Source organism: Psychrobacillus sp. NPDC058041 (assembly GCF_042885655.1).
Classification (GTDB): domain Bacteria; phylum Bacillota; class Bacilli; order Bacillales_A; family Planococcaceae; genus Psychrobacillus.
This window is the reverse complement of record NZ_JBHVRO010000001.1, coordinates 438,140-454,187: the sequence shown is the minus strand read 5'-3', so window position 1 is coordinate 454,187 and position 16,048 is coordinate 438,140. Positions and strand designations below refer to the sequence as shown.

At 36.5% G+C, this 16,048-nt stretch carries 12 protein-coding genes; 1 reads left to right on the top strand and 11 read right to left on the bottom strand.

The features are described from left to right. Positions 1 to 8: 8 nt before the first annotated feature. From pknB to gmk, 9 genes are all read right to left on the bottom strand, one after another. A complete protein-coding gene (gene pknB / locus ACFVR1_RS02030) occupies positions 9 to 1,979 on the bottom strand; it encodes a Stk1 family PASTA domain-containing Ser/Thr kinase (protein ID WP_387579688.1) in 1,971 nt (656 codons plus the stop codon). A gap of 2 nt (positions 1,980 to 1,981) precedes the next feature. Continuing rightward, positions 1,982 to 2,719 carry a Stp1/IreP family PP2C-type Ser/Thr phosphatase gene (locus ACFVR1_RS02025; protein WP_387579686.1) on the bottom strand — a complete coding sequence of 246 codons (738 nt, stop codon included), beginning with the start codon at positions 2,717 to 2,719 and terminating at the stop codon, positions 1,982 to 1,984. A gap of 118 nt (positions 2,720 to 2,837) precedes the next feature. Continuing rightward, positions 2,838 to 4,187, bottom strand: a complete 1,350-nt coding sequence (rsmB, locus tag ACFVR1_RS02020) for a 16S rRNA (cytosine(967)-C(5))-methyltransferase RsmB (protein ID WP_387579684.1) — start codon at positions 4,185 to 4,187, stop codon at positions 2,838 to 2,840. After that, positions 4,184 to 5,125, bottom strand: coding sequence for a methionyl-tRNA formyltransferase (gene fmt / locus ACFVR1_RS02015; protein WP_387579681.1), 942 nt, complete (start codon positions 5,123 to 5,125; stop codon positions 4,184 to 4,186). Before fmt ends, rsmB begins: the two co-directional genes overlap by 4 nt. Continuing rightward, positions 5,122 to 5,610, bottom strand: coding sequence for a peptide deformylase (gene def / locus ACFVR1_RS02010; protein ID WP_387579679.1), 489 nt, complete (start codon positions 5,608 to 5,610; stop codon positions 5,122 to 5,124). Before def ends, fmt begins: the two co-directional genes overlap by 4 nt. A gap of 268 nt (positions 5,611 to 5,878) precedes the next feature. Continuing rightward, positions 5,879 to 8,290 carry a primosomal protein N' gene (gene priA / locus ACFVR1_RS02005; protein WP_387579676.1) on the bottom strand — a complete coding sequence of 804 codons (2,412 nt, stop codon included), beginning with the start codon at positions 8,288 to 8,290 and terminating at the stop codon, positions 5,879 to 5,881. Then, positions 8,287 to 9,495, bottom strand: coding sequence for a bifunctional phosphopantothenoylcysteine decarboxylase/phosphopantothenate--cysteine ligase CoaBC (gene coaBC, locus ACFVR1_RS02000; RefSeq protein WP_387579673.1), 1,209 nt, complete (start codon positions 9,493 to 9,495; stop codon positions 8,287 to 8,289). The genes priA and coaBC overlap by 4 nt, the downstream gene beginning before the upstream one ends. Before the next feature lie 178 nt (positions 9,496 to 9,673). Next, complete coding sequence (rpoZ, locus tag ACFVR1_RS01995; RefSeq protein WP_387579671.1) at positions 9,674 to 9,898, bottom strand: DNA-directed RNA polymerase subunit omega; 225 nt, start codon at positions 9,896 to 9,898, stop codon at positions 9,674 to 9,676. Continuing rightward, positions 9,899 to 10,519 (bottom strand): guanylate kinase, encoded by a 621-nt coding sequence (gmk, locus tag ACFVR1_RS01990; RefSeq protein ID WP_387579668.1) that lies wholly within the window; start codon positions 10,517 to 10,519, stop codon positions 9,899 to 9,901. Between the two features lie 447 nt (positions 10,520 to 10,966). Here gmk and ACFVR1_RS01985 point away from each other — a divergent pair, with 447 nt between their 5' ends. Further along, positions 10,967 to 12,652, top strand: coding sequence for an Rqc2 family fibronectin-binding protein (locus tag ACFVR1_RS01985; RefSeq protein ID WP_387579665.1), 1,686 nt, complete (start codon positions 10,967 to 10,969; stop codon positions 12,650 to 12,652). A 350-nt stretch (positions 12,653 to 13,002) separates the two neighbouring features. Here ACFVR1_RS01985 and aspA read toward each other — a convergent pair whose 3' ends face one another. Then, a complete protein-coding gene (aspA, locus tag ACFVR1_RS01980; RefSeq protein WP_387579662.1) occupies positions 13,003 to 14,427 on the bottom strand; it encodes an aspartate ammonia-lyase in 1,425 nt (474 codons plus the stop codon). 172 nt (positions 14,428 to 14,599) lie between these two features. After that, positions 14,600 to 15,706 (bottom strand): HD-GYP domain-containing protein, encoded by a 1,107-nt coding sequence (locus tag ACFVR1_RS01975; protein ID WP_387579659.1) that lies wholly within the window; start codon positions 15,704 to 15,706, stop codon positions 14,600 to 14,602. Positions 15,707 to 16,048: the final 342 nt, after the last annotated feature.

Sequence of the window (16,048 nt, the reverse complement as noted above, 5' to 3'; positions counted from 1 at the left end):
ATACCTCCCTATTCTACATCATTATAATCAATGGTTTCTTCTGCGATTACGGTTGAATCGACCATAACACGATATGCCGCTTTCTGTCCTTCAACTATTTCTAGCTTTAATATTTTTTCTACTGGCTCTTTTAATACGAATTCCTCAGCCGGTTCCACTAAGGATCTTGTTTTATCTTGTATATAAATGCGCACAATTTTTTCTTTTTGTTCTGATTCGTCTACTCCATCTTCATTCGTTGCAGGTTCATATGGAATAGACACCGTTTTAACGACTAATTTTGTTCGCGCAGGTTTTGGTCCATCGGATATTACGACTTCTATTGTACTTCCTGGCCCTAATTTGCTATTAGGAAACGGTAATTGACTTATCACATTTCCTTTTGGGACTGTATCAGAGTTTTGCTTATCAGCTATTTTAATTTTAAAACCGGAAGTCTTCTCGTAATCACTTAACGCTTTTTCATTATAACCAGTTAAATCATTTACCGTACGTAAGTCTGGTCCTTTACTTACGGTAAAAACTAAAGTCGTTTCAGATGGGATAATTTCTGTTCCAGCTGCTGGGTCTTGATCCACAATGTTCCCAACTGGCTCAGAAGAAAACACTTCTTTTGTCTCTATGCGTAAGTTTTGATTTTGTAACAATGTTCTTACTTGATCGATATTACTTCCCGTGTAATCAGAAAGTTTAGAGGATTCTTTACCTGATGACACAAACAACATAATTTCCGTTCCTCTTTCACGAAGTTTACCCGCTTCTGGAGATGTTCTTATGACAAATCCTTCTTCTACATCTTCCGAAAATTCAAGTGTTGGTTCGCCTGCTTTAAAACCATCTGCTTCTAATTGTTCGACGGCCTTAGCCAATTCTAAATTTACTACATTTGGAACTTCCATTTTATTAGGCTTTAATAAAACTGCAAAAACAAAGACAATCAATAATGCAATTACAATAATTCCCGCAATAACTCCACCTATCAACTTCTTTTTACTGTTTTTCTTTTTCTTTGTTTCTTTCATTTCTTTCGGCGTAGAAGTTGTAGGAATCTTTTTTGTCTCAGATACTTCCGCAAAAGAAACAGGTTCTTTGATAATTGGCAGAACTTTTGTGGCATCATCGTCCTTCTTAACCACAAATTTCTTTTCTCCTGCTCTTTCCGGAGATAATGCAGTAGATAAGTCTGCCTCCATCTCCTCTGCCGATTGATATCGATCATTTGGATTTTTTGCTGTTGCTTTTAAAACAACATTTTCCAAACTTTGTGGAATAGAAGGGATGATAGCCCGAATGGACGGAGTTTCCGTTTGTAAATGTTTTAAGGCAATGGAAATAGCTGATTCTCCAGAGAAAGGAAGTTGTCCTGTTAGTAGCTCAAATAAAACAATTCCTAATGCATAAATATCTGTTCTATTCGTTGCCGTCCCACCCCGCGCTTGCTCAGGTGATAAATAATGTACAGTTCCGAGCACGGAGTTTGTTTGCGTATAGGAGGTCGCACTTAATGCCATAGCAATACCGAAATCAGTTATTTTTACCTTACCTTCTTCATCCAATAGAATATTTTGTGGTTTAATATCCCGATGGATAATATGGTTGTTATGAGCATTTGCAATTGCAGATGTCAATTGTTCCATAATAGCAACTGATTTTAAAGGAGAAATTGGTGCATTACTCTGTATGTATTGTTTTAATGTTTCCCCTTTAACATACTCCATCACAATATAGTGAATATCGTCGTCCTCACCAACATCATATATACTCACAATATTTGGGTGTGTAAGGCTAGTAGCAGATAATGCCTCACGCTGAAAACGGCGACGTAATTCTTCTTCATTGTTAAAGTCATAACGTAATACTTTAATAGCAACATCACGGTCTAAGATCATATCATGTGCTAAATAAACATTAGACATCCCGCCGCCGCCAATCATGTCAAGCAACTTATATCTGCCACTAATTCTTTTCCCAATTAACATCCTTACACCTCCTCTTCTTTATTGGAAAGCAATATTAATGAAATATTATCTTCTCCACCAGATAAATTTGCTTCTTCCACAAGAGTTAACCCTTTTTCTTGGAGAGACATATCCGAATATAGAATGGTATGAATAAATGGTTCACTTAATTTATTACTTAAACCGTCTGTACAAAAAAGAAAATAAGAATTTGGTTGAAATTCTACTTCGTAAAAATCAGGGTGAATCGTCCGTTCTGTTCCAACTGCTTTCATAAGAACATTTTTTTGTGGGTGTGTCTTTGCTTGTTCTTCACTAATTTCACCCGAATCGATTAAAATATTGACATAGGAATGGTCCCTCGTAATTTGCTTAATACCATTTGGGAATACTTTATATACTCTGCTATCCCCAACATGCGCGATAATTCCTTTGTTTTTATCAAATAATCCAGCAATTAACGTTGTCCCCATTCCTTCACAACCTATATTAATGGTAGAATGTTTAAGAATTGCTTGATTAATTGACTGAAATGTATAAGTTAACCAGTCCTTTGCTTTTACAACTGATGGGTTATACGCAGCGAAATATCTTTTAAACTCCGAAATTGCAATTTCACTTGCTACATCACCAGCTTTATGACCGCCCATTCCATCTGCAACCACAGCTAAAATCCGTCCATCTGAACGTACAAAAACATCAACACGATCTTCATTTACTGTCCTTTTCATACCAACATCCGTTTTAACAACAAACTCCATTTAATCCTTCACCTCTTTTTGAAAAGATAACTTAACTTTGCCACAGTTATTGTCTCACTATATCGCCTAGCCCACGAGTTCTTCTCTAGAGCAAAAGAAGACGTAAAAGACTAGTTATTTACACTTTTCTAAAGACCGCTACAAAAAAACCATCACTTCTTAAATCCTGTGGAAATAGTTGAAGCATTCCTTCTTGCTCTTGTTCTTTTATCTTTTTAATAACGTCTGGAAATTCTTGAAGTTGCATATCAGGATGGGCTTCTAAAAATAATTTAGCAGTCCCTTCATTTTCTTCTCGATCCACGGTACAAGTACTATAAACTAATAAACCATCTTGTTTTAAAAGTTTATAAGCTTGTTCCAATAAATTCAGTTGAATTGGTTTAAGAGAAGCAAAGTCTTTTTCATTTTTCGTGTATTTTATATCAGGTTTTCGCTTCATTACACCAAGACCACTACATGGCGCATCAACTAAAATACGGTCAAAAGATTGCTCAGGATAAGCTTCCGTAGCTTTACGACCATCCATTTCTACCGTTTCGATAAAGCTAAAGCCTAGTCTTTCAGCATTTTCCTTTACTAACTTTAGTTTATGCTGATGGATATCCATCGCTATGAGCTTTCCTGTATTTTTCATTTTTTCTGCTATATGAGTGGTTTTTCCACCTGGAGCAGAACACATGTCAAGTACAGCCATTCCTGGTTCTGCTTGAAGTGCATATGCAGGAATCATTGAGCTTTCATCTTGAATAGTCACGAAACCTTTTTGAAATGCGGTCGTTTTGGCAGCTTGACTATTGTATAGATAAATACACTCTGGGATAGTTTCGCTTTGTGCAACGACATATCCTTCTTGTGTCATTAAATGAAGGACTTGTTCAACCGTTCGTTTAAATAAATTTACGCGAAGCGTTGTCACCGGGGGTTCATTATTTTCTTTCAACATTTTTGCCGTTGTCTCAAAACCATATTCTGAAACGAATCGCTTCACCATCCAAAGTGGATGACTAGTTTCAATGGAAAGTCTTTCTACTTCATCTTTAATTTCTTCAGTTGAGCGAACACCTTCTCTTAATATAGAGCGAAGTATACCGTTTACTGCTCCAGCAATTCCTTTATGGCCTCTTCTTTTAGCGATATTAACTGCCTCATTCACCGCGGCATGATCCGGGATACGTGATAAATAATGAATTTGATATAAAGAGAGACGAAGTAATTGTAAAACCCAATCATTTAGTTTCCCTTTGATGAATGGCTGTAAATAATAATCCAAAGTCATTTTATATTGAATTGTTCCGTATGTTAATTCAGTTAATAATGCACGGTCTTTATCTTCAATAGTATATTTTTGAATCGTTTGATGTAATAATAAATTGCTATAAGCTTGTTGCTTTTCAACTGCCATTAATATTGTAAGTGCTGCATCACGAACATTACCTGTCCAAATTTTTTCTGGTTTCTTTGTCATTCAAATGTATCCCCTATTCGCAATTTCGAACCTACTCCGCGCAAATAATCTACTGCGGACATTTTCTTTTTTCCAGCTGGCTGTAATTCATTTATTCTAATTGCTTCTTCAAAACCTGTTTGAACAACAATATAATCAGTTTCTATTTTCACTACAGTTCCTGGTCGTTCTTTTGTATTCACTTGAATTGTATCTGCTTTCCAAATCTTAACCGTTTGTTCATCTAGCGTCGTATAAGCAACTGGCCATGGGTGTAAACCACGAATTTGGTTGTGTATTTGTAGTGCAGATTTGTTCCAATCGATTCTCTCTTTCTCACGCGAAATATTTTTTGCATACGTTACTAAAGATTCATCCTGTTTCACACGGTTATTTGTTTTGGAAATGATGGACGGTAATGTTTCTTTTAATAAATCCGAACCGACCTCACTTAATTTTTCAAACAGAATGCCAGTATCATCTGAATGCCCAATAGTGATTTCACTTTGTGAAATAATATCCCCTGCATCGAGTTTTTCTTCCATATACATAATCGTTACACCTGTTTTTCCTTGCCCATCGATAATTGCTTGATGAATCGGAGCACCTCCACGATACGCTGGCAATAAGGATGCGTGCACATTAATACAGCCAAGCTCTGGTATCTCTAGTAACTCTTTTGGCAATAGTTGTCCAAAAGCGGCAGTTACGATTAAATTTGGTTTTAAAGCAATAATTTCATTTAACTCCTCGGAACCTTTAAGTTTTGTTGGCTGGATTATTGGTAGACCGAGTTTCACAGCTTCTTCTTTTACTGGAGGAGCAGTTAATACTTTTTTCCTTCCAACTGGACGATCTGGCTGAGTTACAACTGCTAGCACATTATATCCTTCTTCTACAAGCATTCTTAATATTGGAGCAGAGAATGCAGGGGTTCCCATGAAAACAATATTTGTCATGATTCATCCTCCTCATTCTCTAGTTCTTCCAAGTCTACATAACGTATGATTTTTGAAGTGAATAAAACACCGTGTAAATGATCTATTTCATGTAAAATGGCTCTCGCTTCATAGTCTTCTGCTTCTAATTCATATAAAGCACCATCTCTATCTTGTGCTTCAACTTTTACATAAAAAGGACGTTCTACTTCCCCATAAATATCTGGAAAGCTTAAACAACCTTCTATTTCAATCTCAGAACCGCTAATTTCAACTACTTCCGGATTAATCATTTCAATGACTTCTTGTCCTTCTCCCAGGTCGACGATAGCAACTTGAATCGTTTCTCCAACTTGTGGGGCTGCAAGTCCAATTCCATCGGATGCAATCATCGTGTCGTACATATCATCTAAAAGCGATGCTAGTTTTTCATCAAAAACCTTTACTTCTTTACATTTTGTCGTAAGTAATTCATTTGGATGTGTAATAACTGGTAGTATTGCCATATCTTTTCCTCATTTCAAACATAATCAATTTTGCCTCGCCGTAATTGCATCCAAATTTTGAATCGAGCTAGAGGCATACAGGATGTAAGTCATGCAGTCGTTGCGACTGGACATCGCGAACTTAGACTGCCTATCTTAACTCCTTTCAAAATTTGTGACATCCGCCGGAGGCTAGGGCAAACAGGATGTTGGTCACTCAGGCGATGCCGCAGGACGCGGCGTTCTAGCCAGAGTTCCATTATTCAGCTGTTTTATTTGTTGAATAAAGTTATAAAATAGTGGATGGATCTAGATCAACTGATAAGATGATTCCTTTTTTTATCCACTCTGTACGATATATTTTTATTAGTTGCTGTAACTTTTCGATTAATAATGGCTCTTTTTTGTATTTTATCAAACATTGGTAACGATATCTATTTTGTATCTTACTAATAGCACTTGATGTTGGACCGACAACCATTGTCTGCTCTGATAAATTCGCTCTTAACCAATCCGTCGCAAGCCTTGCATATTCAGACGCAATCATGACGTTTTCGTGTGTTACTTGGATTAAAGTTAAATAATAAAATGGAGGATATTCATATTGTTTTCGGACTTGCATTTCTTTATGATAAAAAGGTTCATACAATTGAGCCTTCGAAAGCTCGATTGCATAATGCTCTGGAGTATATGTTTGAATATATACTTTCCCTTCTTTATCATGTCTACCCGCTCTTCCACTTACTTGTGTCATCAATTGGAACGTTTTTTCGGCCGCACGGAAATCTGCTAAATGTAAAGTGGTATCTGCATTTAGAACGCCTACTAACGTAATATTTGGAAAGTCTAATCCTTTCGCAATCATTTGCGTGCCAAGTAAAATATCTGCTTCACCGTCTCCGAACTGCTTCAAAATTCGCTCATGCGATCCTTTTGTTCTTGTTGTGTCTACATCCATTCGAAGCACTCTTGCATAAGGAAATAGTTTTGCAATTTCTTCCTCTACTTTTTGTGTCCCCGTTCCAAAGAAACGAATATGATCACTCGCACACTCCGGACACTTCGTTGGGACTGGCTCTTCATGCCCACAGTAATGACATTTAAGCTGTTCCCCAGCACGGTGATACGTAAGGGAAATATCGCATTGTTTACATTCCACTACTGTTCCACAGTCTCGACATAAGACAAAAGAAGAAAATCCTCGTTTATTTAAAAACAACACAATCTGCTCTTTTTTATCAAGTTTTTCTCTTACCGCCTCAGCTAGATCTATACTAAACATGGAACGATTTCCATTTTTCAACTCCGCCCTCATATCGACAACGTTGACAGTCGGCAATGCTTGCTCTTTCGCACGCATTTTCAATGTTAATAATGTATAAACACCTTTAGATGCACGTGCATACGATTCAAGAGAAGGTGTTGCACTCCCTAGTATGACAGGGCAATTGTGAAATCCACTACGCCAAATAGCAACATCTCTGGCATGGTACCTTGGAGTATCTTCTTGTTTGTAAGTAGATTCATGTTCTTCATCTAAAATAATTAAACCAAGATCTTTAAATGGAGCAAAAATAGCGGATCTTGCGCCAACTACCACTTTTACTTCTCCACGCCAAATTTTACGCCATTCATCGTACTTTTCACCGATCGATAAACCACTGTGCATAACAGCAACTTCATCACCAAAACGTAATTTGAATCGACGTGTCATTTGTGGAGTTAAAGAAATTTCTGGAACAAGCATAATTGCTTGCTTCCCTTTTAATATCGAATTTTCAATAGCATTTAAGTAAATCTCTGTCTTACCACTTCCAGTTATACCGTGAATTAGAAATGTTGTGCTTTCTGCATGTTCCTGGGCATAATTAATCTTAGCAAGTGCCGCAGTTTGTTCATCTGTCAGCTGGAATCTTTGGTCCTTGTCATCGTATTCTAACGAAGAGATTTCACGATATATTTCTTCTTTGTCTTTTTCTAAAACATTTTTTTCTATCAATGCTTTAATCGTATTATTATTTGTGTTAGCAGTTTCTTTTAATTCTTCCAATGTAAAGGAGGATTGTTCTTGGATTAATAACCATTCCATTAATTCCTTTTGTTTGATTGCTTGTTTCGTTAGATTTCTTAATTGCTCTTGAATGAATTCTTTATCTGCTATGACATGATACTTTGCAATTGTTTTCGCTTTCGCATGCTGTTTAATCACCGTCTCTAATTGCACAGCGCCTTGCGTTAAGTATTTTTTCATTTGTCGCAAGTAACCAACTTTTTCAATTACATCGTAAGAAACAGCTTCTTTTTTGCCAAACAAAGCTAGAAAGTTTTCGTCAATTTCGGAAGGATTGATTAATTTAATGTTTTTCTTATAGGTAGCACGTAAAGCAGCTGGTAGCATGACTTGAAGTGCATCAATTTCATAGCATAATGTTTTTTTCGTTAGCCATTTCGATAATTCCAAGAGCTCTTCTGTGACAACCGGCTCCACATCAATAATAGACTGAATTTCTTTTAACTTCGTAATGTCAATGTCAGTCTGTTCTTTTATGTTCGTTATAAACCCTTGCACTTTACGATTACCAAAAGGAACGTGAACACGGCTCCCCCGTTCAACTAGAGCTTCCAAGTGCTCAGGTACTATATAGTCAAATGGTCGGTCTATTGGATAAGCAGATACATCAACAATGACTTCTACAATCATTTCAGTTCATCTTTTTCTAGTTTTAGGATAGTTTGAAGCAGTTGAAGTGCAAGCTCCTTTTTAGGTAGATGAGGAAAATGTATTTCTACATCCGGTTTCCCAACTAAAGTAACGGAATTTGTGTCAGTTCCAAACCCAGATCCTTCTTCTGTCACATCATTTGCAACTATATAATCTGCATTTTTCTTTTCCAATTTCCCTTTTGCGTAATGAACTACATCATTTGTTTCTGCAGCAAATCCGATTAATAATTGCTTCGTTTTTCTTTTGCCTAGCTCTGCAAGAATATCGCTTGTCCGCTCCAAAACAATGGTCGAATCTCCTTGCTGCTTCTTCATCTTTTGACTATGTACTTCTTTCGGTTTGTAATCAGCGACTGCCGCAGTTTTAATGACAATAGAAGATGTATCAAATTGTTCCATTACAGCATCAAACATCTCTTTAGCACTTTCAACAGGAATTAGCGTAACGTTCGCAGGAGCATCTATACTTACGGGACCTGAAATTAAATACGTTTCCGCACCTAATTCGGCTGCGGCTTCCGCCATAGCATAACCCATCTTTCCACTAGAAAAGTTTGTTAAAAAGCGTACCGGATCAATTCTTTCTCTTGTAGGACCTGCCGTCACAACAACTTTTTGCCCTTGTAAAGGTAATTCTTTTGGTGAAAAATGAGACTCTACCAGATTTACAATTTTTTCTGGTTCCTCTAAACGACCTTTCCCTACATATCCACAAGCCAAAAAACCTTCAGAAGGTTCGATAAATGAATAACCGTCTTTTGAAAGTTGTTCGATATTGCGTATTACCGCAGCATTTTCATACATATGTACATTCATCGCAGGTGCTATCCAAACGTCTGCAGTTGTTGCAAGTAAAGTGGTAGTCACCATATCATCCGCAATTCCGTTCGCAAGTTTACCAATCACATTAGCTGTAGCTGGTGCAACAATAATTAAATCCGCCCAGTCTGCTAAATTAATATGCGCAATCACACTAGAATCTTTTTCATCAAATGTATCAAAATAGACATCGTTTCGAGACATAACTTGAAAACTTAAAGGTTGTACAAATTCCATAGCAGACTTCGTCATAATTACTTTTACGTCTGCTCCAGCTTGTGTAAGTTTACTTACAAGGGCAACCGCCTTATAAACAGCAATTCCTCCTGTTACACAAACAACAATCTTTTTAGAAGTTAACATCCAAAATTCTCCCCTCTAAATAACAACCTCCCAAAGAAATGTTTATTCTTTGGGAGGTGTTTGCTTCATAATCAAATTTGCCATGGCGAATAAACCCTTTATAAAATCAACTTTAATTCCCAGAGGCACTATCATTATTCAGCAAGCGTTTGTACGCGCTTCTGAATGAAGTTACATATTATACTTCGTCTTCGTAAATTGCATTTTCATTGGATGATTCGATTGTAAGCTCACCTTGCGCTACTTCTTCTAATGCTCGCCCAACTTGTTTAGCTGAAACATATGAAGTTAAGCGCTCGCCGCCTTCTTCTTGTAACTGTCTAGCTCTTTTAGAAGCTACACTTACTAACGAATATTTGGAATCGATTTTATTTTTTAATGAGTCTACTGATGGATATAACATTTATAATTCCCCTTCCAACATGGCTAAATATCTTTTTTCTACTCGTTCACGTCGACAATGTTCTGCAGCAACAATGGCATTTATTTTTGCACACGCTTTTGTAACTTCATCATTTTCAACTACATAATCATATAGATGCATCATTTCTAATTCTTGCCTAGCGGCTTGAATTCTAGAATTGATCACATCTTCTGTTTCCGTTCCTCTACCTATAAGTCGCTGTTCTAGTTCAGATAAGCTAGGGGGAGCTAAGAAAATATAAAGTGCTTCTGGAGCTTTTTGACGTACAACACTTGCTCCTTGAACTTCTATTTCTAAAAACACGTCTCTGCCAGAATCGAGTGTTTCATTCACATAATCAATCGGAGTACCATAGTAATTTCCTACATATGAGGCATATTCTAATAATTTCCCTTGTTCGATTAACTGTTCAAACTCTTCTTTCTGCTTAAAGAAATAATCTACTCCATCTACTTCGCCTTCACGAGGAAGTCTAGTCGTCATAGAGATGGAATATTCATAATTTGTTCCGGGCTCTGAAAACAATTCTTTTCTCACTGTCCCTTTACCGACACCAGAAGGGCCTGATAAAACGATCAATATACCTTTTTCTCTTCGCATAACGTCTCCTTCAAATACATGCATACTCCGTTTGCCTGTACATTTATAACAGTTTACATACTTTAATGATTATAACACAAGTTTCCTTTAAAATGATAAGATAATAAGAAAAGCATTATCTAGTCTCATTTAATGCGTGTACTACTCGGATTTATCGCTCTGGCATTCGCTTTCCGCGGGGCGAGCGCCGAGCCTCCTCCTTCGCTTACGCTACGTGCGGGGTCTCGTCTGTCTCGCTGATCCCGCAGGAGTCTCATGCCGCCGCGCTAAATCCTTTAAAATAAAGTTAAAATTTAGCGAATAGTTACTAATAAAAATACTATTTTAGAGTTTTCAGTAAACTGGCAAGGCGCTAGTGTAGTACAATTTTTTAGGAAAAAGTGAATTAAAATAAGAAACTGGCATCTGGAGCCAGATTAAAATAATGTTTTGAAAGAGGATACTATTATGGCTTTTGATGGTTTATTTACAATATCAATGAAAACTGAATTGCAGCAATTAATAACAGGGCGTATTTCGAAAATACATCAACCGAATGCGCAAGAAATTTTAATGCAAATTCGAGCACAAGGACAGAACTATAAATTATTGTTTTCTGTACATCCTTCTTATTCTCGCGTGCAAATTACAAACGAAACAATTGACAATCCTGCACAACCACCACTTTTTTGCATGGTTTTACGTAAGCACTTGGAGGGTGGAATCATTTCTTCTATTCGACAACATGAAACTGACCGAATTCTCATATTCGAAATTCAGAGTAAAAATGAAATTGGAGATGACATTACAAGAGAAGTTCATATGGAGATCATGGGCCGTCATAGCAACTTACTTTTAGTTGACCCTACTCGTAATCTAATTTTGGAAAGTATTAAGCATTTATCACCTTCCATGAATAGCTATCGAACTATTTTACCTGGTCAACCTTATATCGCACCTCCCACTCAAAACAAGCTCCATCCCTTAGAGTATTCGGAGGAACTGTTGAAAGTGATTCGATCAGTTAATGAATCGAAAGAAATTGTAGATCAAATTTCCGGTTTCTCTCCTTTACATGCAAAAGAATTACTTCATCGATTCCAAAACGATGCGAATCGTGCCGAAATTTACAAGAAGTATATGCAGGAATTTGAACAAGGTGGAGCTGCGATACAAATTGTCGAATCTAGCGGAAAAACGTATTATTCGCCGAATGAATTAACTCATCTAGCTGGTGACAAATTTAGTGAAGAAACGCTAGGAAATTTATTAGATCGAGTGTATTTTGCAAAAGCAGAACGCGACCGCGTAAAACAACAAGCAGGAGACTTAGAAAGATGGCTTCAGAATGAATTAAACAAATTGAAGCTAAAAATGAAAAAACTCCAAAAAGATTTTGAACAAGCGGAAAAACTAGATACATTCCAATTGTACGGAGAACTATTAATGGCAAACTCTTATTCAATTGAAAAAGGGCTAAAAGAAGTCGAGCTAGTGAACTACTACGATGAAGATGGCAAAACAGTTGCCATTCCATTAGATAATCGAAAATCAGCAACTCAAAATGCACAAGCTTACTTTAGTCGCTATACAAAAGCAAAAACTGCCTTACTGAAAATCGAACAGCAATTTGAAATAACAAAGGATGATATTGCATACTTCGAATTACTTCTTCAACAAGTAATGCAAGCATCTCCAACCGACATCGAAGAAATTAGAGAAGAACTAATGGAACAAGGCTTACTTAAAGCACGTGCTTCCAAAAAGAAGAAAAAACCGACGAAACCAACTCCTGAAAAATTCATTGCATCAGATGGCACAGAAATTTCCGTTGGTAAAAATAATAAACAAAACGATTTCGTTACATTTAAACTTGCAAAAAAATCGGACACATGGCTTCATACCAAGGATATCCCAGGATCCCATGTTGTTATACATTCGGATAATCCATCTGAAGTGGCACTGCTCGAAGCAGCTAATCTTGCAGCTTATTTTAGCAAGGCTCGTGAATCTGCTTCGGTGCCGGTAGATTATACTGTAATTAAGCAAGTGAAAAAGCCGAGTGGGGCTAAGCCGGGGTTCGTTATTTATTTTGAGCAGACAACGGTGTTTGTAACTCCGGATGAGGAAAAGGTTAGACTGATGAAGAAATAAAAAAAAGATTATCAGAATAGCTTGATAGCTATTTTGATAATCTTTTGTTTTATTTTTGGGAGTAGAAATGATTAATACATAATAGATAAAAAGAATTTACTATTCCTTTTATCACCATTTGAAATTTGAAGATTAACTTAATAGAGTGTTTTATGGTGCCAGGCACAGAGACTATTTTGAATAGTTTGCGTGCCTGGACACTATGCACTTCAGTGCCTTTTTTAAATTCATCATGTTGATATGGCGTTAAGGATATTTTTCTATCAAATGAAAATGTGTCCACCAATGCTTCACGATTATCATCTGATTAGAAACTCATTTTACTTCTCTTTCATACTAAAACTTTGCAATCAACTCTTTACAAGTGTTCTACCACCAGCAATACCAGGATGTGTCATTTCAAATGGATCTAATATTAAATCTAATTGTTCTGCCGTTAAAGCGCCAGATTGTATACAAAGTTCACGTACAGAAGCTCCGGTAGCAATGGCTTCTTTTGCAATTTGAGCTGCAAGTTCGTATCCGATATGTGGATTTACTGCAGTGATAATTCCCACACTATTTTCAACGTATTCTCTTAAACGTTCTTTATTCGCCGTAATGCCTACTAAACATTTTTCAGTAAATACTGTAAATACATTATTCATGATCGAAATGGATTGGATTAAATTATAAAATAGAACCGGTTCCATGACATTTAGTTCAAATTGGCCAGCTTCAGAAGCTGCAGAAATGGTTAAATCATTCCCCATGACTTGGAAAGCTACTTGGTTCACGACTTCAGCCATTACGGGATTTACTTTTCCAGGCATGATCGATGACCCAGGTTGACGAGCAGGTAATTTGATTTCAAATAAACCATCACGTGGTCCAGAAGCCATTAAGCGAAAGTCATTTGCGATTTTTGACATATTAATCATACAAACTTTTAAATTTGCAGATACTTCCGTATAACAATCTGTATTTTGAGTAGCATCCACTAAATGTTCGGCACATTTTAATGGTAAGCCACTGAATTCACTAAGATTTCGAACGACTAATTCGATATATAAAGGATCCGCATTTAATCCTGTACCAACGGCAGTTGCACCCATATTGATGTCATATAAGTGTTGTCTCGAGAGTGAAATACGATCAATGTCACGTGAAATGACACGACTATATGATTCAAATTCTTGACTAAGTAAGATTGGCACGGCATCTTGAAGATGAGTACGCCCCATTTTAATAATACCTTCAAATTCTTTTGCTTTCGAAACAAATGCTTTTTGCATTGTTTTAGTAGCTTCGAGTAATTGATCCATTAAGAACAAAACTGCGATATGTGTAGCCGTTGGGAATGCATCATTTGTTGATTGGGACATATTAATATGGGTATTAGGGCTAATGCGTGTATAATTCCCTTTTTCTTCTCCCATTAACTCAAGGGCACGATTTGCAATGACTTCGTTTGCATTCATATTAATTGATGTTCCAGCACCACCTTGAATAGGATCGACAATAAATTGGTCATTCCATTTTCCAGCAATGACTTCATCACATGCTTGAATAATCAATTGTCCGATTTCTTTCTCCAACATGCCAACTTCCATATTTGCTAATGCTGCAGCTTTTTTCACAATACCTAAAGATTTTATAAGTTCCGGGTGAATTCGATATCCCGTAATCGGAAAGTTTTCGACTGCTCTCATGGTTTGAACACCATAATAAGCATCTTTCGGAATTTCTTTTTCCCCTAAAAAATCTTTTTCCATACGAAACTCTGTGGTAAACATTATCATAATCTCCATTTCTAAGAAAACGTTTATTTTAGTATATTATTCAACTGTTAATAGATTAACACAATTTAATAATAATCCAAGATTATTCGACTACATATTTTCTACATAAAAAATTTAAAGTTTTACGATGTTAATTCATTTTACTACTTCGTTTATTTTTTGAAACTTAAATTAATGCGTCCGCCATCACAATTTCAAGGGTTTGGTTTTCCTTGGCTCCTAAATTAATTTCATATGGGATTACATTTTCATTTTCTTCATTCCTAATAATGCGGATTTCGGGACGCCCCGCGGCTTGATAATTATATTGAGTGACGATTCCTGTCCGACCATCGTTTAATGTTATGGTTAAGCCTGGTGGATAGATGGCGATACACCCTTTAAATAAGTTGACTTGAACAGGGTCGAATTGAGTTCCACTTCCGGCATACAGTATTTCAAGCCCTTTATGAGGCAACACAGCCGCCATAAATGCTCTTGGGTTTGTTACGGCATCAAAGACATCGGCAACACTGATGATTTTCGCATATTTATGAATTTCATCTTCCTTTAATCCTCTTGGATATCCCATTCCATCGATTCTTTCGTGGTGCTGCAATGCACAGTGAGCTACTGGCAATGGGATTTCATGGATTTTACGTAGTGTATCGAAGCCCATTTTACAATGTTGTTTGATTAGGGCATATTCCTCTAACGTTAAATCCCCCGGCTTATTTAATAGATCTAGCGGAATATACACTTTTCCTAAATCATGTAACATGGCTCCCAATCCGATTTCTTCGATATTCTTAAGGGGCAATCCATTTTCGAGAGCTAGCTGACAAGCATATATAGAAACGTTTAACGAATGATTGAACACATAATTTTCATGTATTTTTGTCGAAGCTAGTAAATTCAATGCATTTTGATTGTCTGTTAGTGACGCCAGTATATCCTTAAATACTTTTTGAAAGCCTCGTATTGCTCTACCTGATTTCATCATCCCTTGAAGATTTGATTTTGAATCGCTTAAATCTATTAATGTTTGGAACCCTTCAGTAATCGTATTTAAGGCTTCTATACGTAACTCTTCAGGTATAGACTCAATGACCTCTATTCCTTCAGATACCTCATCTTCTATGTAAACAGTTGAAACATTATATTTCTGCAACTTAGGGATGATACGATCAATTAGTTCTGCGCCCTTTGTTAGAAGAATTTTGCCTTTGTCATTATATATCGGTTTACCTAGTTTCATTCCTGGCTGCACTTTATCAATTTTTACTAACCGCATTTTCCAAGCGTCCCCTTTCTAAGTACAATGAGTCAATTGTACTTATAGTTGATGTCATGCTCATACAAAAGGTAATAACTATGTATAGTACTATTATAGTATAAATGCAGGTAGAAGAGAATAGTCGTGATTATACGGAAGTGTTTAAAATTACAGATACCTATAAGAGAATTCAAACAATTAAAGCATAGGGTTATAGATTATTACGGTCTGTCTCAATACTATGACTTGCGTGTCAATCATATTTGAACATCACATTCCTCCTTGTACAAAAAAACACCTCGTTTAAGATACCAAAATAGGCATCGAAAATTAGGTGCTTCCTTAATTTTAAAATTATTA

Bases quoted from the DNA above. Each gene is read 5' to 3' on its own strand.
- rsmB (WP_387579684.1), bottom strand. From the start codon at position 4,187: ATGACAAAGAAACCAGAAAAAATTTGGACAGGTAATGTTCGTGATGCA.
- def (WP_387579679.1), bottom strand. From the start codon at position 5,610: ATGGCAATACTACCAGTTATTACACATCCAAATGAATTACTTACGACA.
- priA (WP_387579676.1), bottom strand. From the start codon at position 8,290: ATGATTGTAGAAGTCATTGTTGATGTATCTGCTTATCCAATAGACCGA.
- ACFVR1_RS02025 (WP_387579686.1), bottom strand. From the start codon at position 2,719: ATGGAGTTTGTTGTTAAAACGGATGTTGGTATGAAAAGGACAGTAAAT.
- ACFVR1_RS01975 (WP_387579659.1), bottom strand. From the start codon at position 15,706: ATGCGGTTAGTAAAAATTGATAAAGTGCAGCCAGGAATGAAACTAGGT.
- rpoZ (WP_387579671.1), bottom strand. From the start codon at position 9,898: ATGTTATATCCATCAGTAGACTCATTAAAAAATAAAATCGATTCCAAA.
- coaBC (WP_387579673.1), bottom strand. From the start codon at position 9,495: ATGTTAACTTCTAAAAAGATTGTTGTTTGTGTAACAGGAGGAATTGCT.
- fmt (WP_387579681.1), bottom strand. From the start codon at position 5,125: ATGACAAATATTGTTTTCATGGGAACCCCTGCATTCTCTGCTCCAATA.
- pknB (WP_387579688.1), bottom strand. From the start codon at position 1,979: ATGTTAATTGGGAAAAGAATTAGTGGCAGATATAAGTTGCTTGACATG.
- aspA (WP_387579662.1), bottom strand. From the start codon at position 14,427: ATGTTTACCACAGAGTTTCGTATGGAAAAAGATTTTTTAGGGGAAAAA.
- ACFVR1_RS01985 (WP_387579665.1), top strand. From the start codon at position 10,967: ATGGCTTTTGATGGTTTATTTACAATATCAATGAAAACTGAATTGCAG.
- gmk (WP_387579668.1), bottom strand. From the start codon at position 10,519: ATGCGAAGAGAAAAAGGTATATTGATCGTTTTATCAGGCCCTTCTGGT.